The sequence below is a fragment of the Halomonas almeriensis genome, assembly GCF_030409235.1.
Classification (GTDB): Bacteria; Pseudomonadota; Gammaproteobacteria; order Pseudomonadales; family Halomonadaceae; genus Halomonas; species Halomonas almeriensis.
This window is the reverse complement of sequence record NZ_JAUFPO010000006.1, coordinates 307,697-333,218: the sequence shown is the minus strand read 5'-3', so window position 1 is coordinate 333,218 and position 25,522 is coordinate 307,697. Positions and strand designations below refer to the sequence as shown.

At 65.9% G+C, this 25,522-nt stretch carries 18 protein-coding genes; 2 read left to right on the top strand and 16 right to left on the bottom strand.

Annotation, left to right across the window (positions count from 1 at the left end):
• Positions 1-12 precede the first annotated feature (12 nt).
• The 7 genes from QWY74_RS05430 to QWY74_RS05400 all read right to left on the bottom strand — a co-directional run bounded on the left by QWY74_RS05430 (position 13) and on the right by QWY74_RS05400 (position 11,341).
• Positions 13-792 carry an MlaA family lipoprotein gene (locus QWY74_RS05430; RefSeq protein WP_264825076.1) on the bottom strand — a complete coding sequence of 260 codons (780 nt, stop codon included), beginning with the start codon at positions 790-792 and terminating at the stop codon, positions 13-15.
• A gap of 170 nt (positions 793-962) precedes the next feature.
• The gene (locus tag QWY74_RS05425; protein WP_264825075.1) at positions 963-2,084 is read right to left on the bottom strand and encodes a beta-ketoacyl-ACP synthase III; all 1,122 of its coding nucleotides are present in this window, start codon (positions 2,082-2,084) and stop codon (positions 963-965) included.
• A 37-nt stretch (positions 2,085-2,121) separates the two neighbouring features.
• Positions 2,122-6,153, bottom strand: a complete 4,032-nt coding sequence (gene hrpA / locus QWY74_RS05420; protein WP_290313958.1) for an ATP-dependent RNA helicase HrpA — start codon at positions 6,151-6,153, stop codon at positions 2,122-2,124.
• 211 nt (positions 6,154-6,364) lie between these two features.
• The gene (locus QWY74_RS05415) at positions 6,365-8,029 is read right to left on the bottom strand and encodes an AMP-binding protein (protein WP_264825073.1); all 1,665 of its coding nucleotides are present in this window, start codon (positions 8,027-8,029) and stop codon (positions 6,365-6,367) included.
• Between the two features lie 229 nt (positions 8,030-8,258).
• Positions 8,259-9,047 (bottom strand): class II glutamine amidotransferase, encoded by a 789-nt coding sequence (locus tag QWY74_RS05410; RefSeq protein WP_264825072.1) that lies wholly within the window; start codon positions 9,045-9,047, stop codon positions 8,259-8,261.
• Positions 9,040-10,860 (bottom strand): VWA domain-containing protein, encoded by a 1,821-nt coding sequence (locus QWY74_RS05405; RefSeq protein WP_264825071.1) that lies wholly within the window; start codon positions 10,858-10,860, stop codon positions 9,040-9,042. The genes QWY74_RS05410 and QWY74_RS05405 overlap by 8 nt, the downstream gene beginning before the upstream one ends.
• 10 nt (positions 10,861-10,870) lie before the next feature.
• Positions 10,871-11,341: a hypothetical protein gene (locus QWY74_RS05400; protein ID WP_264825070.1), complete on the bottom strand. Its 471-nt coding sequence runs from the start codon at positions 11,339-11,341 to the stop codon at positions 10,871-10,873.
• A gap of 229 nt (positions 11,342-11,570) precedes the next feature.
• On the opposite strand from QWY74_RS05400, the gene QWY74_RS05395 reads away from it, so the two are divergent.
• Entirely contained in the window at positions 11,571-13,655 is a 2,085-nt protein-coding gene (locus tag QWY74_RS05395; RefSeq protein WP_290313956.1) for a S9 family peptidase, read from the top strand.
• A 124-nt stretch (positions 13,656-13,779) separates the two neighbouring features.
• Here QWY74_RS05395 and modC read toward each other — a convergent pair whose 3' ends face one another.
• From modC to dnaX, 9 genes are all read right to left on the bottom strand, one after another.
• A complete protein-coding gene (modC, locus tag QWY74_RS05390; protein ID WP_264825068.1) occupies positions 13,780-14,865 on the bottom strand; it encodes a molybdenum ABC transporter ATP-binding protein in 1,086 nt (361 codons plus the stop codon).
• Complete coding sequence (modB, locus tag QWY74_RS05385; RefSeq protein ID WP_264825067.1) at positions 14,862-15,557, bottom strand: molybdate ABC transporter permease subunit; 696 nt, start codon at positions 15,555-15,557, stop codon at positions 14,862-14,864. The genes modC and modB overlap by 4 nt, the downstream gene beginning before the upstream one ends.
• 155 nt (positions 15,558-15,712) lie before the next feature.
• Positions 15,713-16,504 (bottom strand): molybdate ABC transporter substrate-binding protein, encoded by a 792-nt coding sequence (gene modA, locus QWY74_RS05380; RefSeq protein WP_290313955.1) that lies wholly within the window; start codon positions 16,502-16,504, stop codon positions 15,713-15,715.
• Positions 16,479-16,925, bottom strand: a complete 447-nt coding sequence (locus QWY74_RS05375) for a YcgN family cysteine cluster protein (protein ID WP_264825065.1) — start codon at positions 16,923-16,925, stop codon at positions 16,479-16,481. Before QWY74_RS05375 ends, modA begins: the two co-directional genes overlap by 26 nt.
• Positions 16,926-17,167: 242 nt before the next feature.
• Positions 17,168-17,470, bottom strand: coding sequence for a YcgL domain-containing protein (locus QWY74_RS05370; protein ID WP_290313954.1), 303 nt, complete (start codon positions 17,468-17,470; stop codon positions 17,168-17,170).
• On the bottom strand, positions 17,467-18,600 hold the full coding sequence (gene rnd, locus QWY74_RS05365; RefSeq protein ID WP_264825063.1) for a ribonuclease D: 1,134 nt from the start codon (positions 18,598-18,600) through the stop codon (positions 17,467-17,469). Before rnd ends, QWY74_RS05370 begins: the two co-directional genes overlap by 4 nt.
• Before the next feature lie 25 nt (positions 18,601-18,625).
• On the bottom strand, positions 18,626-19,231 hold the full coding sequence (gene recR / locus QWY74_RS05360; RefSeq protein ID WP_264825062.1) for a recombination mediator RecR: 606 nt from the start codon (positions 19,229-19,231) through the stop codon (positions 18,626-18,628).
• A gap of 535 nt (positions 19,232-19,766) precedes the next feature.
• Positions 19,767-20,093, bottom strand: coding sequence for a YbaB/EbfC family nucleoid-associated protein (locus QWY74_RS05355; RefSeq protein ID WP_141317893.1), 327 nt, complete (start codon positions 20,091-20,093; stop codon positions 19,767-19,769).
• 108 nt (positions 20,094-20,201) lie between these two features.
• Positions 20,202-22,256, bottom strand: coding sequence for a DNA polymerase III subunit gamma/tau (dnaX, locus tag QWY74_RS05350; protein WP_290313953.1), 2,055 nt, complete (start codon positions 22,254-22,256; stop codon positions 20,202-20,204).
• A gap of 312 nt (positions 22,257-22,568) precedes the next feature.
• Here dnaX and QWY74_RS05345 point away from each other — a divergent pair, with 312 nt between their 5' ends.
• Positions 22,569-25,493 (top strand): DEAD/DEAH box helicase, encoded by a 2,925-nt coding sequence (locus QWY74_RS05345; RefSeq protein WP_290313951.1) that lies wholly within the window; start codon positions 22,569-22,571, stop codon positions 25,491-25,493.
• Positions 25,494-25,522: the final 29 nt, after the last annotated feature.

Genomic DNA, 25,522 nt, shown 5'->3' with positions numbered 1-25,522 from the left:
CCTGTCACCGCCTCATTCGGCGAAGGCATCATCGAAATCGCTGCCTTCCAGATCGAAATCATCACTGGCAAACGGATCCTCGCCCAGCTCACCATCGCTGACCTCGAAGCGCCGACGCTGCAGCCAGCTATCCCGGATGAAGGTATAACGGTCGCCCTGAATCAGCTTTTCCTGTTCGAGCAGACCGGCCCGGGTATCGATGGTACGCAGGGCACTGAGTGACAACCGGGTCGGGTCATGCTCCACATAGGTCACCGGATAGGTGTACATGTCCACCGGCAGGCCACCGGTATCACGCACCGTGCTGGGTCCCAGCAGGGGCAGCACCAGATAGGGTCCCTCGCCCACCCCCCAGGTGGCCAGGGTCTGGCCGAAGTCTTCGTCCCGCACGCTCAGGCCCATGGGCGTGGCCACATCGAAAAGCCCCAGTAGGCCCACCGTGGAGTTCAACACGAAGCGTCCGGTGGAGGCGCTGGCATTCGAGCCCTTGCCTTGCAGCAGACTGTTGAGCGTGGTGCGAATCTCGCCGAGGTTCGAGAAAAAGTTGCCCACGCCGGCTTCCACCGGGTCCGGAGTGACAAAACGATAGCCCTGCGACAGAGGCTTCAGGGCGTACCGGTCGACGGTCTCGTTGAAGGCGAATACCCCCCGATTGAAGCCCTCCCAGGGGTCATCGGGATTGGCCGACGTCTGGCTCTGAGTGGCAGCGCAGCCCGACAGCAGAGCCAGTGCCAGGCCAGCGGCCAGGGGACACAGGCCACGAGAGAAAAACGTCGTGAAGGGTCGATTCATTGGCTCCAGGATCTCCTGCCCGTTAGTACATTCAAGTATCCGAGTAAGTTGACAAGGGTCACACGCCACGGCCGTACGAGGCGGCATCCGGCAGGCAATCGCCGTTGTGGCCCTCTGAAGCCGCATGGCGCGCCCGACTGCAACACCTCATGGGCGTGGGTAAACACTTCTCAGCAGCGACGCACCACGACATTGCCAGCACTGTAGCCCGCGCCGAAGGAACACACCACCCCCAGCGCGCCCGCGGGCAGATCGTCGCGATGCAGATGAAAAGCAATGATCGAGCCGGCGGAGCTGGTGTTGGCATAACGATCGAGAATGATCGGCGCTTCCTCGGCTGACGGATCGCGGCCCAGCACCCGTCGCGCAATCAGATCATTCATGTGGCGATTGGCCTGATGCAGCCAGAGCCGCGACAGATCATCACCACTCAGGCCGAGTTGCGCCAGGTGCTCGCCGATCAAGCCGGCCACCATCGGGCAGACCTCCTTGAACACCCGACGCCCTTCCTGAACGAACAACTTGTCAGCGGCCCGCGGATCAGCGTCCGTGACCCGATTCAGAAAACCGGCGTTATTGCGAATGGCGTTGGAAAACTGGGTCACCGGACGCGTGCCCAGCACCTCGAAGCGCACATCGGCGGTGGCCACGGCATCATCCTCCAGCACGATGGCCGTGCAGGCATCGCCGAAGATGAAATGACTGTCGCGGTCGCGAAAGTTCAAATGAGCCGAGCAGATCTCCGGGCTGACCACCAGCACGCGACGCGCCGCACCAGCGCGAATGGCATTGCTGGCCGCATCGATGGCGAAGGTCGCCGACGAACAGGCCACGTTCATGTCGTAGGCGTGTCCGCTCGCACCGAGCGCCGCCTGGAGTTCTACCGCCACCGCCGGGTAGGCACGCTCCAGGTTGGAACAGGCGACGATCACCAGATCGATGTCGGCGGCCGACACCCCCGCCGACGCCAGGGCGTCGCCGGCTGCAGCCAGGCCCATTTCGGCCTGGATCGAGAGCTCATCATCGCCCCGCAGCGGCAGGTTGGGGCGCATCCGCTCTGGGTCCAGAATGCCCTCGGCATCCAGCACATAGCGGCTGTGAATGCCGGAAGCCTTGACGATGAAGGCCTCGCTCGACATAGCCTGCGGCTCGCGCTCGCCGGCCGCAATGGTCGCTGCATGGCGTTCGTTGTCGCGCGACGCCCAGGTATTGAAGCTCGCCACCAGGGCAGCGTTGTCGATGGCATGCGGTGGCGTGAAAAGCCCCGTGCCGGTCATTACCACTTGGCTCATCACTTTCTCCGTGTTGCAGCCGTTCTTTACCGGGGCCTTAGGCGCGCCCGGTGATTTCCGCCCAGCGTTTTTCCAGGCGCTTGGTCGACACCGGCATGCGGGTGCCGAGCTGTTGAGCGAACAGCGACACGCGAAGCTCCTCGATCCACCAGCCGAATTCGACTAGCGCCGGGTCTTCCACTTCGCCGCGGCGTTCGCTCTGGCGGCGAGCGGCCAGGCGCGCCTCCAGATCCTGGATCTCCTGCATGTGCATCTGGTCGCGCATGCGCTCGCGGGGCGCCTTCTCCAGACGCAGGAGCGCCGCCTCCATATAACGAGGATACTCCTCCAGCCACTCGCCCGCCTCACTGATGAAGCCGGGATAGACCAGCCGCTGCATCTGCGCCTTGAGATCACTGTAAACCAGCGCCAGCGAAAGGTTCAGATTGCCCTTCAACGCCTTGGTCACCGCCAGATGGCCCTCCAGAGCCTTTTCCAGGGTGCTCAGCAGCGCCTCCGCCCGAGGCACCACCTCGGCACGGCACTCGCTGACACGCTGCTCAAGCTCGTCGGCCGAGCGTGGCAGCGGATCCACCGCGACCACCTGACGGAAGGCCGCATCGATGACGTCATCGGTGAGCTGACGCTTGCTCCCGACCTTGGTGAACAGCAAGGCACAGGGCTTCATGCCCGGCAGGCGCTCGATGGCCCGGGCCTGATCGGGCAGCCGCGCCCGGGCCGCCCAGACGACGCCGCGCCGATGGGCTTCACGGGCCTTGTCGGGGTGATCGAAGAGCTCCACATCAAGGGCCTCGCCACGCGGCACCACCGCCGGAAAGGCCTCGACCCGGATGCCCGCCTGGGTGGTGACACGCGATTCCGGCAGGGCCGAGGCCGGCAAAGTCTCCAGTGCTTGCCCCTCGCTGGCCTGCTCGGCCAGCGCCTGGGCGCCCTGCCCGGCGGCCTTTTCGAAACGCCGCTCCAGTTCGCGCACATCCCGGCCCTGGCCGAGTTCATTGCCCTCATGGTCGACCACTCTGAGGTTCATGATCAGATGCGGCTCGAGCTGGTCGAGGCGCCAGTCGTCCGGGTGCGGTCGTGCGCCGGTCTTGCGCCGCAGGAACTCGCCCAGTGCCTCGGTCAGTGGCGTGTCGTCGGGCGTCATGGCCTGCAGGGCGGCGTCCACCCAGTCGGGAATCGGCACCACCTGGCGACGGATCGACTTGGGCAGCGACTTGACCAGGCTGATGCACTTCTCGCGCAGCAGCCCCGGCACCAGCCATTCCAGACGCCCGGCCGGCAGCTGCGGCAGCATCGCCGCCGGCACCGTCAGCGTCACGCCATCATCCGCCGCCCCCGGAGAGAAGTGATAGGCCAGCGGATAGCGCACCCCGCCCAACACCAGCTCATCGGGATAATCCGCCTGGGTGACTTCCTCGGCCTGGCGAGCGAACAGCGCCTGACGATCGAACTTGAGGATATCCGCGTCGTCACGCTCGGCCTTCTTGCGCCAGGCCTCGAAGCTCTTGCCGTTGTAGACATCCGCCGGAATCCGCGCGTCGTAGAAGTCGAACATCGCCTCTTCGTCGACCAGGATGTCGCGCTTGCGCGCCCGATCCTCGAGGTCCTCGACTTCCTCGACCAAAGCCCGGTTATGGGCGAAGAACTCGCCCCGTGTCCGGAACTCGCCCTCGACCAGGGCACGACGAATGAACAGCTCGCGGGCCTCCTGTGGCGCGATGGGCCCGTAATGCACGCGGCGGCGCGCGACGATGGGCAGGCCGAACAGAGTCACCTGCTCGAAGGCCACCACCTGGGCGCGTTTCATCTCCCAGTGCGGCTCGCTGTAACTGCGCTTGACCAGGTGCCCCGCCGCGGGCTCGATCCACTGTGGGTCGATGCGCGCCACGGTGCGCGCGAACAGCCGCGATGTTTCGATCAGCTCGAAGGCCATCAGCCACTTGGGCGTTTTCTTGGCCAGCCCGGAACCCGGATGGATCATGAACTTGCGATTGCGTGCCCCGAGATATTCGCGATTCTCGTGGAACTGCCCCAAGTGCGAGAGCAGGCCCGGCAACAGCGCCTTATGCAGCTGCACTGCGTTGTCGCGTTGCGCCTGCCGCGCGCTCTCCCGGTCGGATTCGGTGACCACCACCGGCTGTGTCGGCCGGGCCGGGACCTCGATGTCCATGTCACGCAGCAACTGACGCAGCTGACGGAAGGTATCGTGCCACTCGCGCAGGCGCAGATAATTCAGGTAGTGGTCACGGCACCAGCGGCGCAGCCGATTACCGGAGAGCTCCTCTCGAGCCTCTTCGAAGCCATTCCACAGATTGAGCAGAGTGACGAAATCGGAGTCGGCGTCCTGCCAGCGGCGATGCGCCTGGTCGGCCGCCTCGCGCTTCTCGGCCGGCCGGTCGCGCGGGTCCTGGGTCGCCAGTGCCGAGACCACGATCAGGACCTCGCGCAGGCTGCCCTGCTCGGCCCCCGCCAGTAGCATGCGCGCCAGCCGCGGATCAATCGGCAAACGGGCCAGGCGCTTGCCGGTGCGCGTCAGGCGCTGGCCATCATCAACTGCACCGAGCTCGTAGAGCAGCCGGAAGCCATCGCTGACAAAACGCGAATCCGGCGGATCGACGAACGGAAAGGCCTCGATGTCCCCCAGCTTCAACGACAGCATGGAGAGGATCACCGAGGCCAGGTTGGTGCGCCGGATCTCCGGGTCGGTGAATTCCGGCCGCCCCAGGAAGTCGTCCTCGTCGTAGAGGCGAATGCATACGCCCTCGGCGACACGCCCGCAGCGCCCCTTGCGCTGGTTGGCACTGGCCTGGCTGATCGGCTCGATGGGCAGGCGCTGAATCTTGGCGCGATAACTGTATCGGCTGATGCGCACCAGGCCGGGGTCGATCACATAGCGAATGCCCGGCACGGTTAGCGAGGTCTCGGCGACATTGGTCGAGAGCACGATGCGCCGCCCCTTGTGGGGTGCGAAGACGCGGTTCTGCTCGGCATTGGACAGCCGCGCATAGAGCGGCAGGATCTCGGTATCGCGCAGATCGGCCCGCCTCAGTGTATCGGCGGCCTCGCGAATCTCGCGCTCACCGGGCAGAAAGATCAGGATATCCCGTGGCCCGTGGAACCAGCGCTTCTCGCGCTCGATGCTCTCGATTTCCTCCACCGCATGCAGAATGCCCTCCTGCAGGGTGCGGTCCTCTTCCTCGTCGTCGTCGCGCACTAGGGGGCGGTAGCGCACTTCCACGGGATAGGCACGCCCCGACACCTCGACCACCGGCGCCGGCAAGGACTCGCCCTCGGCGCCAGGGCTCGCGAAGTGCTGGGCAAAGCGCTCCACGTCGATGGTCGCCGAGGTGATGATGATCTTCAGATCCGGCCGCCGCGCCATCAGGCGCTTGAGATACCCCAACAGGAAGTCGATGTTGAGGCTGCGCTCGTGGGCCTCGTCGATGATGATCGCCTCGTAGCGCGTCAGATCCGGATCATGGCGGGTCTCGGCCAGCAGGATGCCGTCGGTCATCAGCTTGACACGCGTGCTGTCCGCGGTCTGGTCGGTAAAGCGCACCTGGTAGCCGACCTGCTCGCCCAGCGGCACCTGCATTTCCTCGGCCAGACGCGTCGCCACCGAGCGTGCCGCGAGCCGGCGCGGCTGGGTGTGACCTACCAGGCCGCGCTGGCCCAGCCCGAGCTCCAGGCACAGCTTGGGAAGCTGGGTGGTCTTGCCCGAGCCGGTCTCGCCGGCCACCACCACCACCTGATGATCGCGCAGTGCGGCGAGAATATCCTCACGGCGCTCCGCCACCGGCAATTCCGGCGGATACGCCAGATGCACCGAACCGGCGGCACGCGCCTCGACCCGGCCACGCGACGCGGCAACCTCGCGGCGCAGCTCATGAAGCCCGCGGTCTACCGGCTTGCCCTGCTGCTGCCGGCGCATCAGCCCGGTAAGGCGCTTGCGCAGACGCGGCTCATCGCGGGACTGCGCAGTCGCCAACTCACGCTGCAAGGCGCGCAAAGCATCATGGTCGGTGGCGGAAACGTCACTGACGGTATCGGTCTGGGAATGACTACTCACGATGGCTCGATGACTCCGGTGATCGTTAGTGCGACCGGGATTGTAACGTGAGCAGGCTTTCGGCTCCTAATCGGGGCGTCAGGCGTCAAGCGTCAAGCGTCAGGCGTCAGGCGTCAGGCGTCAGGCGTCAGGCGTCAGGCGTCAGGCGTCAGGCGTCAGGCGTCAGGCGTCAGGCGTCAGGCGTCAGGCGTCAGGCGTCAGGCGTCAGGCGTCAGGCGCTATCCTGATCGCGCAGCTCGCGACGCAATACCTTGCCGACATTGGTCTTCGGCAGTTCGTCGCGGAACTCCACCTGGCGGGGCACCTTGTAGGCGGCGAGTTCCTTCTTGCACCACTGACGCAGGGTCTCGGCATCCAGGTCGGTGTCCCGGGCCACCACATAGAGCTTGATGGCCTCGCCGCTTTCCTCGACCGGCACACCCACGGCGGCGGACTCCACGACACCGGGATGACCGGCCACCACGTCCTCGATCTCGTTGGGATAGACGTTGAAGCCCGAGACCAGAATCATGTCCTTCTTACGATCGACGATGCGGATATAGCCGTCCTCCTTGAGCTCGGCGATATCTCCGGTATGAAACCAGCCCTCGGCGTCCAGCACTTTGGCGGTTTCCTCATCGCTGTGCCAGTAGCCCTTCATGACCTGGGGCCCGCGCACGCAGAGCTCACCCGCCTCGCCCTGCGGCAGGGCCTGGCCGTCGATGTCCACGACCTTGACGGAGGTGCCGCCCACCGGCTTGCCGATGGTACCGAGCTGAATGCCGTCGATCGGGTTGAAGCTGACGATCGGCGAGGTCTCGGTCAGCCCGTAGCCCTCGGTGATGGCACAGCCGGTCACTTCCTCCCAGCGCTGGGCCGCCGCTCGGGTCAACGCCATGCCACCGGAAATCGTCAGATGCAGTGACGAGAAGTCCAGGGCGCGGAAGTCGTCGCGGTTGCACAGGGCATTGAACAGAGTGTTGAGCCCGATGAAGCCGGTGAAGTCGAGCGACTTCAGCTCCTTGACGAAGGCATCCAGATCCCGCGGATTGGTGATCAGCACGCTGTGATTGCCGGTTTCCAGCATGAACAGGCAATTCACCGTGAATGTATAGATGTGATAGACGGGCAGCGGTGCCACCACCACCTCGCAGCCCTCGCACAGCCCCGGGCCGATGGCCTGGCGGGCCTGCAGCATGTTGGCCACCAGGTTGCCGTGGGTCAGCATGGTGCCCTTGGCCGGGCCGGTGGTGCCGCCGGTGTATTGCAGAGCGGCGATATCCTCGGGCCCCGGGGTGGCATCCTGATGCGACAGGCCACTGCCGCGCTTGAGCACCTGGCGCAGCGACACGGCCTGCGGCAGATAAAAGGTCGGCACCATCTTCTTGACGTACTTGACCACCGCATTGATCAGATGACGCTTGGGAAAGCCGTGCAGATCGCCCAGCTCGGTCACTACCACGTGCTCGATATCAGTGCGGTCGAGAATACGCTCCAGTTTGTCGGCCATGTTGGCCAGAATCAGGATGGCCCGCGCACCGGAGTCCTTGAACTGGTGCGCCATTTCCCGTTCGGTGTAGAGCGGATTGGTGTTGACCACCACCATGCCGGCGCGCACGGCGCCGAACACCGCCACGGGAAACTGCAGGGTGTTGGGCAGTTGAATGGCCACCCGGTCGCCGGGCTGAAGATCGGTCTCATGTTGCAACCAGGCCGCGAAGTCACCGGACAGCCGATCCAGCTCGCGATAACTGAGCGATTGGCCCATGCAACTGAAGGCCGTCTTGTCGGCAAAGCGCTCGGTGCTGGAGTGAAAGACGTCCAGCACCGACTGATACTTGCCGGTGCCTTCCAGCTCCGGGCCATTCAGGATGGTCGAGTTGGCATGCTCATTCATGGCGATCTCCACGCTTGGCGCCGACGCCTCGCCGGCCCTGGTTGTTGTATATCGTTGTTGTATGTAGCTGTTGTATGTCGTTGTTGCCTGTTTCGCTATCCGCTATCCCTGCGCGCTGTCGGCGCTGCCATAGCGGGTGACGGTAATCCGTCGGGCGCCGTCCAGTGACGACCACCCCGTTCATGCAGAGCCAGCTTATAACAGCCAGGGCGGCGGCAAAACAGCCGATTCAAACTTCCGTTTTAAAACGACCCTGGATTTCACCATCCCGCCAGACCAGCAACTCGCCAGCCTCCATGCGCACCCAGTCTTCATTATCGGTCAAGGGTTCGGTGGCAATCACCGATACCACGTCATTGGGCGTGGTATGTTCAGCAAAGTTCACGTCCAGCTCGGCATCGGAGAGGCGTGCCTGGCCGAAGGGAGCACGGCGGGTGATGTGCGCCAGCTTGGTGGAACAGTAGGTATACAGATGCACGCCATCCGCCAGCAGCAGATTGAAGACCCCCAGTTCACGCAACCGGTCGCAGAGGCGTTGCAGGTGCCGCCATAACGCCTCGGGCTCGGCGGGCGGCTCGGGAAATGCCTCGCGCAGCTCGCCCATCAACCAGCAAAAGGCATGCTCGCTGTCGGTGGTGCCGACCGGCTGGTAGAACGACAGCGGCAGTTCCTGCCAGGCCTCGCTGAGCTGGCCATTGTGCGCGTAACACCAGGGTCGCCCCCACATCTCGCGGGTGAAGGGGTGGGTATTGGCCAGTTTGACCTGGCCGACATTGGCCTGACGAATGTGGCTGATCACCACATGCGACTTGATCGGGTAATCACGAATCAGTCGGGCAATCGGCGAATCCACCGACGGATGCGGGTCACGAAACTCCCGATAGCCATCGGCCTCGTAGAAGGCGATCCCCCAGCCATCACGATGCGGGCCGGTGCCCCCACCGCGGTGCAGAAAGCCGGAGAAGCTGAAGCAGATATCCGTGGGCACATTGGCACTCATGCCAAGCAGTTCACACATGCGGTTCCTTCCTTGTCGTACTCGACGCGCGCTTGCGGCGACGCCAGCCGATCGCTACCAGAACGATCAGCACCAGTGTCGCCACGGCGATCCAGAGCCGCGGGTCGCGGCCATGCCGGCTGGCAACGCGCTCCACGCCCGGCCAGCCCTGCTGCAGCAGGTCGGGGAGTTGATTGACCCAGTCGACGAAACGATCGGCCAGGCCCACCGACTGCGGCGGCGGTGAAGTGTCCTCCTCCCCGGCAAAGCGTTCCGTAGCAAGCGTCGGGCCCGCCACGTCCAGGCGATCAATACCCACCACGCTGTCGGCGTTGAGCGTCACGCTGGGCAGACGCCATTCATGCGTTTCGCCATCCAGCTCGGCGCTGGCGGTGAGGCGCAGGGGCTGACTCACGTCCTCCTCGACCTCGGGCAGAGTCAGCCGCCAGCGGGTCTCGCCCACCGCCTCGACGTCCAGTTGCCGGCCCTGAAAATCCGCCTGGATACGCGTGTTGGTGCGATTGAGGCGAGGATGCTCGGCGGCGAAGACCAACTGCCCTGTATCGGACTCATGCGCCACCCCGATGGATGGCAGGATGTTCACCGCCTGGCCACGCTGGCGTTCGAAACCATCCGCCCGGGCGCGGATCAGCAGGCGGGCGTTGCCGGTCTGCTCGGGGGGCGGCAGAGCCCCCTGGAAACGGCCGTCACGCTGCGTCGGGTCCAGCTGGACTTCTGCCAGCGATCGATCATCCTCGCCCATCAGCGTCACGGAAAACCGGAGGTTGGCGGGCATCTCGACACTGCCCTCCGCATGACTCAACCAGGCCTCGAGGGGCACCGGAAAGCCGCGATACAGGGTGGTCGGCAAGGCCGAGGTGCGCAGCCGCCAGGGCGAGGTCACGCTGATGCGGCTCTTGGCTCCCACCGGCCCCTCGACACGCCATTCACCGCTCTGTGGGCTGGGCACGCGGATAAGGTCGAAGCGTGGCTCAACCTGCCAGCGCACCCCCTCGGGCGCGGTCTCGGCGGTATAGCGGCTACCGTCCGGCGCCACCAGGGTCACCGGCTCGTCATCCGGCCCGTAAAAGATCAGGGCCGACAGATTGTCTACGCTGTCGTCGATCACGAAGCGATTGCCGTCGTCCAAAGGCACCTGGTCCGCCGGAAAGATACGCTCGACGATATCCAGAAAGGCGCCCAGCAACTGCTCAGGCGACTGGGCCAGCGCGGCCAGCCCGCCGGTGCGCTGGGCCAGCTGCTCTACCAGGGCCAGATCGGCCTCGTCGGAAAAGGCAATGGCGTGCACCACCACCCCCTGATTGGCAAAGCGCGTTGCCATCTCCACGGTCAGGCGCTGCCGCGAGGCCTCGTCGATCGTCGGCTTGCTGCCCCGCGCCGGCGGCAGGTCGACGACGCCATCGGTCATCAGAATCAGATGCCGCCAGCCGTTGGCCTCGGCATCGGCGGCCTGAGCCAGGGCCGCCTCGATATCGGTATATTGCTGGTAGTCACGCAGCGCCGGCGGCAGTGCCAGCGCCCGGTCGCGCCACGAGTCGGAGACCTCACCCAGCGGCAGCGGATTGTCGATGCTCTCGCCGAAGGTCCAGACCCCGGCCCGGGCCCCGCTCGGCAGCACCGAGACCAGCAGTTCCATGGCGCTGGCGGCCAGCTGGTCGGGATCATTGCGCTTCATGCTGCCGGAGACATCCACTACCACCCTCACATCGGGCTGCTCCTCGGCCACCTGGGCCAAGGCAGCAGGGCCCGTAAGCCCGGCCAGGACGACCAGGGTCACAAGCCTCAGCAGGCCATGCCAGCCCCTCTCCGCCATGGCCGTCTCCTCAGCCGACAACGGGTTCACGGCGCGCCTGCTCCCCCTGGGGGTCTTCACCACCGCGCTTGGAGGTCGCTCCCCGCGAAGAGGACGAGCGGCGAGCCGACTTGCCCGCGCGGCCATCCGATGGCGTCGAACCGCGCTTGCGCCACCACACCAGGGTGCCCAGCAGGCCACCGAGCAGCGCCGCCAGCACCACCCACAGCAAGGCCGAGCTCATGCCGGCACCGTCGCCTTCGAGAAAGGCCAGGCCTGCAACGACCACCGCCGGCGCCATGCCGGTATAGACATCGCCCTGCTCATTGATCGGCGTACTGAAGCTTGACGGCACCCACATGATGCCGGCGACCATCCAGGTAATCACCAGTCGCGGCAAGCGCGGCAGAAACGCCAGGCCCAGGTAGCCCGTACCCAGCACGATCAGCGACAGGGCCGCGTAAATCAGCCAGAGCAGCGGCATGGAATCAGAAATCAGCATCAATCACCTCTTTCGCGTATGGTGGTAGCCCAACCGTGACGCATCCCAGGAAGCGCTGAAAAAATCGCCGAGCATAGCCAAGCGCAAACCGGCCGGCGCAAAGAAAGCGAGGAATAACAAAAGGTTAGACGAGCTTTCGCGCACCGGGTCACGCACCGATTCGCCTGCACAGGCATTAATTCAGTGTTTTCCTTAATGAATTTACTCTGTTAATGGTACATCCCGCAGCATGAAAGCACAGCCGCCACTTGGCCAGACGCCAGAATCCCGACCGCCCCAACGTCCGGCCGAACGTTTCCGACGCCCCGATGACCCGGCCTGGCACTGGCTCGAAGGGCGTGACGACCCCGACGTCACGGCCTTTCTCGACGCCGCCAATGACGAGGCCAGCCGCTGGTTCGCCCCTCTCGAGCCACTGGCCGAGGCGCTCTACCAGGGGCATCTGGCGCGCCGCGAGCTGGCCGAGCGCAGCCTGCCGGTGCCACTCGACCACTTCACCCTGTGGAGCGAGACCGCCGCCGATGCCGACCACCCGGTGTGGTGGCGTCACCCCAATGGCGCTCCGGAGGCCAGCGAAGCCTTCTTTGATACCCAAGCGCGCGCCGCCGACCGGGTCTTTTTCGAGATCGGCGACATGGCCCTATCCCCGGACGAAGCCTGGCTGGCCTGGACGGAAGACACCACGGGCGACGAGGTCTTCAGCCTGTGGCTGAAAGCCCTACCGGATGGCGAGCCCGTCCGTCTGCTCGAGGATATCGGCCCCGAGCTTTGCTGGGCGGAAGATGGCACGACCCTGCTGTTCACGCGCTTTGACGCCACCCAGCGCCCGGAAAGCATCTGGCGACTGCCGCTGACGCTCGACCCCATGCCGAGCGCCGGCAGCGCCTCGCTGGTCCTGCGCGAGGACGACCCGGAATTCTGGCTGGGCATGGGCAAGACCCGCTCGCGGCAATGGCTGGTCCTCGAATCCGCCTCCAAGGACACCAGCGAAACCCACCTGGTTCCCGCCAGCGCGCCACATACCCCGGCCTGGTGCTTCCGCGCCCGTGAAGCCGGGGTCGAATACGCCATCGACCACCGTCCCGGGCACTTCTACATGCTGCACAACCGTCAGGCCCCGCACTTCTGCCTGACGCGTCTGGACGAGACGCAGCCGGACAGCGACGGCGAACGGCTCATCGATCACCGTCATGACACCACCCTGGAAGGCGTCGACGCCTTCACCTGGGGCCTGGTACTCAGCGAACGCGACCATGACGAGGCCCAGGTGCGCCTGCGCGTGATCGAGCTGGATGACCAGCATGGGGTGCAGTGCGACGAATGGCTGCCCCTCGGCGAGCTGCCCTGCAGCCAGGGCCTGGACGCCACGCCGCACTTCGATACCCGGGAGCTGCGTCTGCGCGAGGAATCCTTCACCCAGCCGCCGAGCTGGAGCACGCTGGACCTGGACAGCGGCGAACGCCGCCTGCTCAAGCGCCTGCCGGTGCATGGCGACCTGCAGCCCGAACAGCTCACCTGCCGGCGTCTCTGGGCCCGCTCCCATGATGGCGAGCAGGTGCCGGTCTCCGTGGTCATGCGCGCCGACCTGACAGGCACCACCCTGCCGACCCTGCTCGACGGCTATGGCGCCTACGGCGAAGTCCAGGACGCTTGGTTCTCGGCTGCCCGCCTGGAGCTGCTGGCACGTGGCGTGGCCTTTGCCGTGGCCCATGTGCGTGGCGGCGGCGAGCGTGGCGAGCCCTGGTACCTGGCCGGCAAGCTGGCCCAAAAGACCAACAGCTTTCATGACTTCATCGCCGCCCGCGACGCCCTGGTCGAACAGGGCATCAGCGATGGCCGGCGCATCGTCGCCCACGGCGGCAGCGCCGGCGGCCTGCTGGTCGGCGCCGGCCTCAATCTGGCCCCGGACAGCTTCTGCGCCGCCGTGCTCGACGTGCCCTTCGTCGACGTGCTGCGCACCATGCAGAACCCCGAGCTGCCGCTGACCACCGCCGAATACAGCGAATGGGGCGACCCGCGCGACCCCGAGGTCTACCAGCGCATCGCCGCCTACTCACCACTCGACAACCTGCCCGAACGCCCCTGGCCGCCGGTCTTCATCCAGGGCGGCTGGCATGACACCCGCGTCTCCTACTGGGAACCGGCCAAGCTCTACGCCCGACTCAGCGAACGCACCGACCCGGCGAGCACCCCACCCCCGCTGCTGCGCACCGACATGGACGCCGGCCACGGCGGCGCCTCCGGACGCTTCAAGGCCTGGCGCGACCACGCCCGCGAAGACGCCTTTATCCTCTGGGCGATGGGGAAGGCGTGAGGTTGTGAAAGTACGCGGCTTCGCCGCTCGAAGAAGGAAGAAGGAAGAACGGCACCAAGTGCCTTCAAGGGCAAGATGCTATAGTTTGCTTTGCCTTCCTTCTTCCCTCTTCTTTCTTCTCTCTTCAAAGCTCCCGCTGGGCAAACGCCACACTCCGAATCAGTGCGGTGACGTGCTGGCCTTCGACCAAACCGAGCTGGTCGAAGGCGTGGCGGGTCAGGCGAGCGCGCAGCATCTGCTCGCCGAGGCGCAGCCGCAGTTCCATGGTGGTGGGGTCGCCGGGAGGTGCCCAGGCCTGGTCGATGACCGCGGCGAGCTGGTTGCGGTAACTCAGCTCGGCGCTGGGCGCGAGTGCCAGGGCCACATCGCGCACCGGCACACGCAGCCGAACCCGCTGTCCCGGCGAGGCCTGCAGGGTCGGCACGCTGAGTGACTGGCCATCCTCCAGGCGCAGATGGGTGAGGCCGTAGGCCGTGTCATGGGCTTGCACGCGAACCTCCAGGCGCATCGCGGCATCGAAGCCGCCCAGCGCCTCGCTCAGGTCGCAACGCTGCAGCAGCGCATCCAGCTCCCCCTGTGCCAGCACCCTGCCCGCTTCCATCAACACCAGGGTATCGGCAATCTCCAGCAGCTCCGCCGGCTCATGGCTGACGTAGAGGATCGGCACCTCGACCTCCCCCGCCAGGCGCTGGATGTAGCGCAGCAATTCCGCCTTGCGAGCGCCATCCAGGCCAGTCAGCGGCTCGTCCATCAACAGCATGCGCGGATCACTCAGAAGCGCCCGGCCGATGGCCACGCGACGTACCTCGCCACCGGAAAGCGTGGCCGGATAGCGCGCCAGCAGCGCCTCGATGCCCAGCAGCTCGACCACGGCATCGAAGCGACGCGCCAGATGCCGCGGCATGCCGTAGGTCAGGTTGCCGCGCACGCGATAGTGAGGAAACAGCCGCGCCTCCTGGAAGACCACCCCCAGGCGCCGCCGGTGCACCGGCACCCAGGTGCGCCGTGACGTGTCCACCAGGGTTTCGCCATTCAAGCGGATATGCCCCTGCTCGGGGCGGTCCAGGCCGGCCAGCAGGCGCAACAGACTGGTCTTGCCACTGCCCGAGGGCCCGAAAAGCGCCGTGACACCGGGCTCCTCGACCGCCAGGCCGAGCTCCAGGGAGAAATCCCCCAGCCGTTGACGCACCTCCAGCTCGAGCAGGCTCATGCGTCACGCCCCTGCAGTCGCGCCCGCGCCCGGCGTGCCAGCCACTCGGACGCCACCAGCGAGATCATGGCAATGACCACCGAGATGGCACACAGGCGAGCCGCCGCCGCCTCGCCACCGGGTGTCTGAATCAGCGAGTACAGCGCCAGCGGCAGGGTTCGGGTTTCCCCGGGGATGTTCGAGGCAAAGGTAATGGTCGCCCCGAACTCCGACAGCGCCCGGGCAAAGGCCAGCACCCCGCCGGTCAGCAGGCCCGGCAGGGTCAACGGCAGCGTGATGGTCACAAACACCCGCCAGCGCCCGGCCCCCAGGGTACTGGCCGCGGCCTCCAGACGCGGATCCACCGCCTCCAGGGAAAGCCGCACGGCCCGCACCAGCAAAGGAAAGGCCATCACGCCCCCGGCCACCGCCGCCCCCTGCCAGGTAAACGGCAGCGTCACGCCCCAGGCCGCGTTCAACCACTGCCCCACCACGCCCTGACGGCCCAGCGTCAGCAATAACAGATAGCCCACCACCACCGGCGGCAACACCAGCGGCAGATGCAGCAAACCATCCAGCAACGCCTTGCCGGGAAACTCCCGCCGCGCCATCAACCAAGCCACGGCAATGCCGGGAATCAGAATCCACGCCAGCGCTACACCCGCCACCTGAAGACTGATCAGAACCGCCTCGATTTCAGGATTGGTGAGCATGGGGTCCTCGAACAGAGCTAAGAACGGCGCTTCCGCGCCTGGAAGAGGCAAGAACGCGGCTCGCGCCGCTTGAAGAGGGAAGAAAACCCTTGAAACCACAATTCCGAGACTAGCCTGGCTTCCTTCTTCCTTCTTCCTTCTTCCTTCTTCCTTCTTCAGCGGAAGCCTTGCGCCTTGAATATCCCCCTCGCTTCCTCACTCTCCAGCCAGCGTCGCAGGGCTAGTGCCGCGGGCGACGGGTCGGCGCCGATGGTGGCGATCGGGTAGGTGATGGGCGGATGGGAGGATTCCGGAAACAGGCCCAGCGTGCGCACGGCGTCGCTTGCCAGGGCGTCGGTGTGGTAGACCACGCCAAGCGGGGTTTCGCCGCGGGCGACCAGCGCCAGGGCGGCGCGTACATTGTCGGCGCGGGCCAGGCGCGGTGCCAGTGCCTGCCATTCGCCCAGCGACTCGAGGGCCTGACGGGCGTAGATGCCGGCCGGCACGTGGGCCGGATCGCCGACGGCCAGGCGCTCGCCGTCTGCCAGCCGCTCGGCCAGCGAGTCACTCTCGCCCGGCGCCACATCATCCAGCGGCGAGTCCTGCGAGGCAATCAGCGCCAGGCGGTTGTGTAGCAGATCGGCCCGCCGGGTCAGGCTCACGTCCTGCTCGCCCAGCCAGTCCATCCACATGAAGTTCGCCGAGATATACACCTCGGCCGGCGCGCCATGGGCGATCTGCCGCGCCAGGGTGGAAGAGGCGGCATACACCGTCACCACGTCCACCTCATGGGAGGCCTCGAAACGGGTCACGACCTGGTCGATGGCATCGGTCATCGAGGCCGCCGCGAACAACTCGACCCGCTCCTCGGCAGCGGCGACCGTCGACAGGCACGCCAGCAGTGCCAGCGCGCCCCGGCAGAGCCCCCGCCGCACGCCGGCCTCACTCCTCGACGGGAATAATGGCAATGATATGATCCTCGAGCTCCTCGTCCGGAATACCCTGCTGGGAGACGGCAAAGCTGCGCACGCTGATGCCCTTGCGATGCACGCGCTGCGGATCGCCCGAGATCAAGGGATGCCAACCGGCCAGCTTGCGCCCCTCCGCCAGACGACGATAGGCGCAGGAGCCCGGCAGCCACTTGAACTCCTCGACACGTTCCGGCGTCAGCTGCTGGCAGTCCGGCACCCGCGCGAAGCGGTTCTCGTAGTCACTGCACCGGCAGCTACCGATATCCAGCAACTCGCAGGCCACATTGAGCACCGCCAGATCACCATCATCATCCTGCAGCTTGACCAGGCAGCACTGCCCGCAACCATCACACAGCGCCTCCCACTCCTCACCGGTCAACTCACCCAGCGGGAAACGCTCCCAGAAACGCTCTCTCATGAAAATCCGGCCAATCAAAGAGGGCCTCGGCGACCAATCTTCGCGAGGGCGCTGTAAACCCTTCCGTGGGCGCTACATCTGCCATCCATGGCAGATGACCCTCGCTTCGTTTGGTCCCCGTCGCCCTGAGTTCAACGGGGGTGCCCTTGACTTACCGCTTACGGCTTACGGCTTACAGCTACGTCCCTCTTCCTTCTTCCCTCTTCCGTCTTCCTTCTTCCAGCTTCAAGCTTCCCGCTTACTCAATACCTCCCCTCCGTAGGGGTGCGATACAGGTCGAGCAGATATTCTTCCTTAGCCGGGGGCATCTGCAGGTAATAGCCCTTCTCCTCGATGGCCGCCATGATCGCCGCGCCCGTGGTTCTCGCCAGCGACTTCTCGGGCGTCAGCAGCAAGGTCATAGCCGAGACCGGCTCGCCGAAGCGCTCCCGTAATACCTCGGGCACCTCGTCGAGCCCCTGGCGCTTGTCGACGAACAGATACATGCCGTCCTTCAAGGGGCTCTTGTAGACGTCGCACAGCAGCTTGCCGCTGAGATAATTCATGAGCTCACCGCGATTTCGTCGAGGGCTTTCTCGAGCCGCTCGGCCAGGCGCTCGCCACGCCAGCCAGCAGGCAACGGCAGGCGCTCGCCGCGCAGCGAGGCGTCCACCAGCGCTTCCATGTCGCGGCGACGCAGCAGGAGCTCCGGCGCCACGCCCAGGCTCTCGGCCTCAGTGGTCACGACCTTCTTCAGTGCCTTGTGGCGCTTCTTGAAGGCGGCATCCATCGGCGACCAGGGCGGTGTCGGCAGTTCGGCCTCATCCAGGTGCTTCGCCTCGCGCACCAGGCTCAGCAGGCTGTCGCCCAGGCGCTTGACCATCGGCGGCTTGACGCCCTCCACCTCGGCCAGCTCATGGCGATTTTCCGGCATGCGCTCGGCGATGGCATAGAGCAGCTTGTCGCTGGCCAGCCAGCCCCGCGGCAGGTCACGACGCCGTACCTCCCCCTCGCGCCAGATGGTCAGGCGCCGATAGGCCTCGACCTGGCGTGGCGAGAGCCGCCAAAGCTGGCGTTGACGCAGATACCACTGGCCATCGCTGTCGAGGGTGCGGCTGGCCAGGTCGGCCAGTTGGTCACACTCTTCCTGCAACCACGCCATGCGGCCATGGCGCAGCAACGACTCGCGCTGAGCCCGCCATACCTCGACCAGATAGGTCACATCCAGGGCCGCATAGGTCTTCTGGGTCTCGCTGAGCGGACGCTCCAGCCAGTTGGAACGCGTCTCGTCCTTGGGCAGGGTCTCGCCGGTCCAGAACGCCACCAGCTTCTGATAGCCCATGGACGGCACTTCACCGATCAGCGCCTGGGCAACCTGCGTATCGACCAGCGGGGCCAGCGTGACATCCGCCCACTGACTGAACACTTCCAGATCCTCGCTGGAGGCATGCAGCAGCTTTAGCGGCCCCTCGCCCAGCAACCGGCGAAAGGTCTCGGTACAGGCCAGCACGGTCGGGTCAACCAGGTAGGCCGTGTCGCCGGCACAGAACTGGATCAGCGCCGGCACGGGATAGAAGGTGCGTTCGCGGAAGAATTCGGTGTCAAGGGCGATGACATCGGCCTCGGCCACCTCGGCACAGGCGGCGTCCAGAGCCTCGGGCGTGTCGATCCAGCGAATGTCGGGGGTCAGGGGCATGCGGTCGTCCGGTGAAGAAATGGGGTCACTGGCTCTCGAAGGGCAAGCGACCATTGAAGGCGCGGCTCAGGGTACCACCATCGACGTATTCCAGCTCGCCGCCCATGGGCACGCCATAGGCCAGACGCGACAGCTTCACGCCGCGCGGCCCAAGCTGGGAGGCAATATAGTGCGCAGTGGCCTCGCCCTCCACCGTCGGATTGGTGGCCAGGATCACTTCCTCGACCCCCTCTTCAGCCACCCTGGCGTCGAGCAGATCCAAGCCGATATCCTCGGGCCCCACGCCGTCGAGTGGCGAAAGGTGGCCATGCAGCACGAAGTAACGGCCCTTGTAGCCGCCGGCTTCCTCGATGGCCAACAGATCGGCCGGCGACTCCACCACGCACAACACACCGTCATCACGGCGCTGGCTCTGGCAAAGGCCACACAGGGTCTCTTCGGTGAGGGTGCGACAGCGCTGGCAGTAACCTACCTGCTCCAGCGCCTCACTCAGCACCCCGGCCAGACGCCGACCACCCTCGCGGTCGCGTTCCAGTAGATGCATAGCCATGCGTTGCGCGGTCTTGGGGCCCACCCCGGGCAACACCCGGAAGGACTCCATCAACCGCTCGACCAGTGGAGAAAAGCTCATGTATTGCCCAGTTCCCAATAGAAAAGCGCCTGACCCGCGACATCCCCCGAGGCGGGCTCACCTGACCCGGCGACAAACCTCCGAGGAGGCGCTATGAATACATCCATGTACGCTACCGACGCCCTGCAGCGCTCTCGCATCCTGCGCCGCTTGCAGGTCCTGAGTTGGCCTTCCCTGGCCAACCCGTTCGGAGCAGTGCTCCTCACCCATGGCGTCGGACCTCCTCTTCGGCTTGTCCCCGGCGCTTCTCATCGGATGACACGCCACCGCCAGGCCTGCACGTGCATGGTGTGCTGACGGCCACTTCAGGCTTTAAAGGATATGCCACATCCGCAGCGCAAAGATGACGAGTGACGGCCAGGCTAGGCGAAATCAGCCGACAAATCGTCAGGATTGACGATTTGGGCAGCTTTGCTGCTCGAAGAGCGAGTGACAAGGATGTCACGAGTCAGCAAGCGGAGTTTAGCAGCGCTAAATGAGCACTTTGACGGTGATTTCAACACCGCATGGCCGAGCGCAGTCCTTTGCCAACACATCAGAAGGGCATCTTGAAACCTGGCGGCAAATTCATCCCCGACGTCGCCTCTTCCATCATCTCCTTGGAACTGGTCTCGACCTTGCGCACTGCGTCATTCACGGCAGCCGCCAGCAGATCCTCGAGCAGCTCCTTGTCTTCCTGCATGACGCTCGGGTCGATATCCACCGAGATGACATCATGGCGACCGTTCATGGTCACCTTGATCATGCCGGCACCGGCTTCGCCCTGGACCTCGGCCTTGGCCACTTCTTCCTGGGCCTGCTGCATCTTTTCCTGCATTTCCTGGGCCTGCTTCATCAGGCCATCCATTCCACCCTTCATCATGGCGGTATCCTCGTCGTTCGAATGGGGCGTCGCCGGCCGGGAGCCAGCGCCGCCGGGTAATCTGTCACTGCCCACCGCAGGGCAGCCCTCTATGGTGCAGCGCGCCGTTCAGCGCTGATCGGGCTGTTCCAGCGGCTTGACCGATGCCTCGATTAACTGGGCACCGAATGCCTGCTCCAATTTCTTGACATGGGGGTCGGCGCGCAAGGCTTCAACCGCCTCGCCATGACGCTCGGCCGCCAGGCGATTGGCCTGCTGCCGGGGCGTCTCGATGCCCGCGGCCAGCTCACCATCAAAGATTTCGAGACGACGTTCGAAACCCGCCGCCGCCAGCGCCTCGCGAATCCGCTCGACGTGCACCTCGGCCTGCATGGCCGCCTGGCTCGGGTCCAGTCGAAGCTGCAGTGTCTCACCGTCATCCCCTTCGACCATGCAATGCGCCGCCAGGTTGCGCGTCAACCCGGAGATGCTCAGGGAGTCGAAGAGCGCCAGCCAGTTCTCATGCGTCAGCCGACTGCCGGAAGCCACCACGGAGGCGGGCGCGTCGTCTGCGGGCGCGGCGTCAGCCACCGGTGCTGCCTCGGGGGCCACAGCGCTGGCTGGCTGGGGCTCGGGCTCATCATCAAGGCCAGCCACCGGCTCAGGCGCCGCTGACCCCGCCGCATCCATCTCTGGTGCGGAACCGGCGGACGCCGCTATGCCGCTTTCCACCATGGCCTCCGCGGGCGCTGCCTCGGCTTCGGTCGACGAGGCATCCGCGTTCACCTCCTCCGGCAAGTCCTCCCAGGGCGGCGTGGTCTCGGGCTGAGCGGGTTCGGCATCAGTCTCGGCCGGGGCACTGGAGGCTTCCAACTCCGGCGTTTTCTCGGCCTCGAGTCCCGTAGTGGCTGACGATGACGAAGGCTCGGCAGCTTGCGACGGCGACGGCTGCGCCTCGGCCGGCGTCTCGCCGCCCGCCGCGCCGCTCGGTGCCGTCTCGCTCCCGTTGGACGGCGCACCATGCGAGCCGCCTCCTCCCTCGCCGCGCATGGGTAGCGGCGTCTGAGCCGGCTTGGGCACACCCTGCGGGCGGAAGGCCAGCATGCGCAGCAGCGTCATCTCCAGGGCGGTGCGCAGATCCGGCGCATGACCCATGTCGCCACGCCCCTGCACACCGATCTGGTAATACAGCTGAATATCCTCGGCGGTAAAGCGCGCCGCCAGCGCCAGCAGGTCATCGCGATCGCCATGGCCGTTGTCCACGGCATCCGGCACCATCTGGGCAATCGCCAGCCGGTGCAGAATGCCCGTCACGTCATCCAGCACGGCGGCAAAATCCGGGCCCTGTTCGGCCAGTGCCGCGACCTCGGCCAGCAGCCGGGCCGCATCCGCCTCGGCCAGCGCCTCGATCAGCGCCAGCACATGGCGATGATCCAGAGTACCCAGCATGGCCGCCACATCGGCGTGATGCACCTCGCCCTGACCGAAGGCAATCGCCTGGTCGGTCAAGCTCATGGCATCGCGCATCGAACCTTCCGCCGCCTTGCCCAGCAGCCACAGGGCACTCTCCTCGAAGGACACGCTTTCGGCCTCGAGCACCATGGAAAGGTGGCCGACGATGCGTTCGGGGGGCATATGCTTGAGGGTGAACTGCAGGCAGCGCGACAACACCGTGGGCGGCAGCTTCTGCGGGTCGGTGGTGGCCAGCAGGAACTTCACATGCGGCGGCGGCTCTTCCAGGGTCTTGAGCAGCGCATTGAAACTGCTGGTGGAGAGCATGTGCACCTCGTCGATGAGGTACACCTTGTAACGCCCCTGGGTCGGCGCGTACTGCACGTTGTCGAGCAGCTCGCGGGTATCCTCGACCTTGGTGCGCGAGGCCGCATCCACCTCGAGCAGATCAACGAAGCGACCCTCGTCGATGGCCTGACAGTTCGAGCACTCGCCACACGGCTGCGAGGTCACCGCCTCGTCGCCCGGCCCGCCCGCCGTGCAGTTCAGGCACTTGGCCAGAATCCGCGCCAGGGTGGTCTTGCCCACCCCACGGGTGCCGGTGAACAGATAAGCATGGTGCAGCCGCCCCTGATCCAGCGCATTGACCAGGGCACGTTGCACATGCTCCTGCCCGACCAGTTCATGGAAGGTGCGCGGCCGCCACTTGCGGGCCAGTACCTGATAGCTCATGCGGCTCGGAATCCTTGCAGCGGGGCTGGCTCACAGCCAAGTACGATCTGACCCGCCGACCACGGCGAATCGCGAGTAAGTTCCCGCATTCTACCGGGTGGCGCCCGGGCCGCAAAGCACCACAGCCGAACACTACCCGGGTTGAAAAATCGCCTGGCTATCCATTCAGTGGTTGCATGGCCGGTCCTGTATTAGCAAGCTAATACCCATACTGATCGCCCGACCGCCCTCCGGGCCGGGCACAACAACCATAACGCAGGGACGCTGTTGGCCACTCCGAGGCGGCGCGTTCCCGGGCAGGACGCGGGAAACATGGACAAGCCACACCACTACGCGCCGGGCATGCGCCTGGAAATCCGCGACGCCGAATGGCGCCTGACGCGCATCGACCACGCCAGCGACGGCGGCCAGCTACTGCATTGCACCGGACTTTCCGAGCTGGTGCGCGGCCGCGAGGCGCAGTTCCTCACCCGCCTGGAAGACGAGATCCGCCTGCTCGACCCGGCCTCAACCGAGCTGGTCGACGACCTTTCCCAGGGGCATCGCGCCGGCCTGCTGACGCTCGCCACCCAATTGCGCGACACGGCCCCCACGGATGACCGCATCCACCTGGGCCACCACGCCGCCATGGATGCGCTGCCCTTCCAGCTCGAACCAACCCGGCAGGCTCTCGACCAGCCGCGCGCCCGCGTGCTGATCGCCGACGCCGTGGGCCTCGGCAAGACGCTCGAAGCCGGCGTCCTGACCAGCGAGCTCATCGCCCGCGGGCGGGGCAAGCGCATTCTGGTGCTGGCCGTCAAATCCATGCTCGGCCAGTTCCAGCAGGAATTCTGGAACCGCTTCACCATCCCGCTGACGCGCCTCGACTCCCAGGGGCTGGCCAGGGTGCGCAACCGCATCCCGGCCAACCACAACCCCTTTCACTACTTCGACCGTGCCATCATCTCCATCGATACCCTCAAGCAGGATATCGAATACCGGCACTACCTGGAGCAGGCCCACTGGGACATCATCATCATCGATGAAGCCCACAACGTCGCCGAACGCGCCGGCGCCCAGGGCGCCTCCCAGCGAGCCCGCCTGGCGCGACTGCTGGCCACGCGCTCCGACACCCTGATCATGCTCTCGGCCACCCCGCACGACGGCAAGCCCGAGAGCTTCGCCAGCCTGATGAACATGCTGGACCCCACGGCGATCACCGACCCGAGCCATTACGAGCACGAAGACTTTCGCGACAAGGGGCTCGTCATTCGCCGCTTCAAGAAGGACGTCCGCGACCAGCTCGGCGACTTCCCCGACCGCCACATCGACCGCCACTACGCCACCGCCAGCCAGCCCGAGGAACACGCCTTCGAGCAGTTGATGGATGTCAGCTTCCACACCCTGGACGGCCAGCGCAGTGCCGGCAGCGGCCTGTTCCGCACCCGGCTGGAGAAAACCCTGTTCTCCAGCCCCGCCGCCTGCCTGGCCACCATCGAGAACCGCCTGGCCAAGCTGCAAAAGCAGGAGCAGAGCCCCGAGCGCGCCGCCGATATCGACAGCCTCGAGGGCCTGGCGCTGGCCGTGCGCGCCATCAGCCCGGATCACTTCGGCAAGTACCGTGCCCTGCTCGAACTGCTGGGGCGCAAGGCCGGTCAGGGCGAGCTCGGCTGGCAACGCGACAGCGACGACCGCCTGGTCATCTTCACCGAGAGCCTCACCACCCTGGCCTTCCTGGAAGAGAACCTGCCCGGCGATGCCGGCCTCAAGGCCAACCAGGTCGGCGTGCTGCGCGGCACCGACCGCGACCGCGACATCATGGCCACCGTCGAAGCCTTCAACCGCGGCGACAGCCCGCTGCGCCTGCTGCTGTGCTCCGATGTTGCCGCCGAAGGCATCAACCTGCACCACCGCGCCCATCGCCTGGTGCACTTCGACATTCCCTGGTCGCTGATGGTCTTCCAGCAGCGCAACGGCCGCATCGACCGCTACGGCCAGACGCAGACGCCACAGATCCGCTACCTGCTCACCGAGTCCGAACACCCCAAGGTGCGTGGCGACCAGCGCGTCCTCGAAGTGCTGATCGACAAGGACGACCAGGCCAGCCGCAACATCGGCGACCCCTCGGAGTTCTCGGCCGGGCGCACCCAGGAAGAACAGGAAGCCCAGGTGGCCGGCGTACTCGAAAGCGACGACGACCCGGACGACCTTTCCAGCCTGTTCGCCGGCCTGCTCGACGATCAGCTCAGCGACAGCGAATCACCGCTGGACGCCTTCATCCCGGACACCACGCCGGCCGCCAGCATCGACGAGCTGACCACCCAGCCACCACGCCTCTACCCCAGCACCCTCGCCTGGTCACGTGCCGCCATCGACTGGCTGCGCCAGGCCATGCGCGACCAGGGGCAGTCGCTGGATGCCAGCGTCGATGAAAACGCCCAGCGGCTGGAGCTGGTGGCCCCCGAGGACCTGCGCCAACGCCTGGCCTACCTGCCCCGGGAAATCCGCCCCGAGCACGACCGCTTCATACTCACCGCGGACACCCGGCGCATGCAGCAGGCCCTCGACCAGGCCCGCCAGGAAGACGACCCCTGGCCCAGCGTGCAGTACCTCTGGCCCCTGCACCCTGTGCTCGAATGGCTGCGCGACCGCATCCTCAACGCCTTCGGCCGCCACACCGCCCCGGTGATCCGCGTGCCCGGCACCCTGCCCGAAGGCCAGGCACGCATTCTCTTCCAGGGCGGCTACCCCAACCAGCGCGGCCAGTCGCTGATTCAGGCCTGGTGCGCCGTGCCCGTCGATACCACAAGCGCCACCATCGGCGAGCCCATGCCGCTGGAAGACGCCCTGGCCGAGCTCGACATAGACCCGCAGGCCCTGCCCAACCCCGGCATCGAGGGCAACAACTCGCGTCTGCAGAGCGCCCTGCCCGAGGCCGTCAAGACCGCCGAGCGCTATCTGGATCAGGTGCGCGTGCAGCGCGAAGGCGAGATCAACGAACGCCTCAACGCCCAGATGGACGAGATGGACGCCCTCAAGGCCCGGCATTACCAGCAGATCGAACTCGAACTCAGCGCCAGCCGCGAGCAGGAAGGCCGCAAACAGCGCCGCCGCGACGACCGCACCGCCCAGCTCGAACGCATCTTCGCCGACTACGGCGACTGGCTGGAAGCCACCCAGCAGATCGAAAAACAACCCTGGCTGCAGGTCGCCGCCGTCTTCACCGGCGACCCCGCGCAACAGGAGACAACGTCATGAGGCAGTGGCACGGCCTGCGTGGCCCGCGT

Excerpts from the sequence above, each read along its gene's own strand:
- QWY74_RS05430 (WP_264825076.1), bottom strand. The coding sequence starts at position 792 with ATGAATCGACCCTTCACGACGTTTTTCTCTCGTGGCCTGTGTCCCCTG.
- QWY74_RS05425 (WP_264825075.1), bottom strand. The coding sequence starts at position 2,084 with ATGAGCCAAGTGGTAATGACCGGCACGGGGCTTTTCACGCCACCGCAT.
- QWY74_RS05415 (WP_264825073.1), bottom strand. The coding sequence starts at position 8,029 with ATGAATGAGCATGCCAACTCGACCATCCTGAATGGCCCGGAGCTGGAA.
- QWY74_RS05410 (WP_264825072.1), bottom strand. The coding sequence starts at position 9,047 with ATGTGTGAACTGCTTGGCATGAGTGCCAATGTGCCCACGGATATCTGC.
- QWY74_RS05405 (WP_264825071.1), bottom strand. The coding sequence starts at position 10,860 with ATGGCGGAGAGGGGCTGGCATGGCCTGCTGAGGCTTGTGACCCTGGTC.
- QWY74_RS05400 (WP_264825070.1), bottom strand. The coding sequence starts at position 11,341 with ATGCTGATTTCTGATTCCATGCCGCTGCTCTGGCTGATTTACGCGGCC.
- QWY74_RS05395 (WP_290313956.1), top strand. The coding sequence starts at position 11,571 with ATGAAAGCACAGCCGCCACTTGGCCAGACGCCAGAATCCCGACCGCCC.
- modC (WP_264825068.1), bottom strand. The coding sequence starts at position 14,865 with ATGAGCCTGCTCGAGCTGGAGGTGCGTCAACGGCTGGGGGATTTCTCC.
- modB (WP_264825067.1), bottom strand. The coding sequence starts at position 15,557 with ATGCTCACCAATCCTGAAATCGAGGCGGTTCTGATCAGTCTTCAGGTG.
- QWY74_RS05375 (WP_264825065.1), bottom strand. The coding sequence starts at position 16,925 with ATGAGAGAGCGTTTCTGGGAGCGTTTCCCGCTGGGTGAGTTGACCGGT.
- QWY74_RS05370 (WP_290313954.1), bottom strand. The coding sequence starts at position 17,470 with ATGAATTATCTCAGCGGCAAGCTGCTGTGCGACGTCTACAAGAGCCCC.
- rnd (WP_264825063.1), bottom strand. The coding sequence starts at position 18,600 with ATGCCCCTGACCCCCGACATTCGCTGGATCGACACGCCCGAGGCTCTG.
- recR (WP_264825062.1), bottom strand. The coding sequence starts at position 19,231 with ATGAGCTTTTCTCCACTGGTCGAGCGGTTGATGGAGTCCTTCCGGGTG.
- QWY74_RS05355 (WP_141317893.1), bottom strand. The coding sequence starts at position 20,093 with ATGATGAAGGGTGGAATGGATGGCCTGATGAAGCAGGCCCAGGAAATG.
- dnaX (WP_290313953.1), bottom strand. The coding sequence starts at position 22,256 with ATGAGCTATCAGGTACTGGCCCGCAAGTGGCGGCCGCGCACCTTCCAT.
- QWY74_RS05345 (WP_290313951.1), top strand. The coding sequence starts at position 22,569 with ATGGACAAGCCACACCACTACGCGCCGGGCATGCGCCTGGAAATCCGC.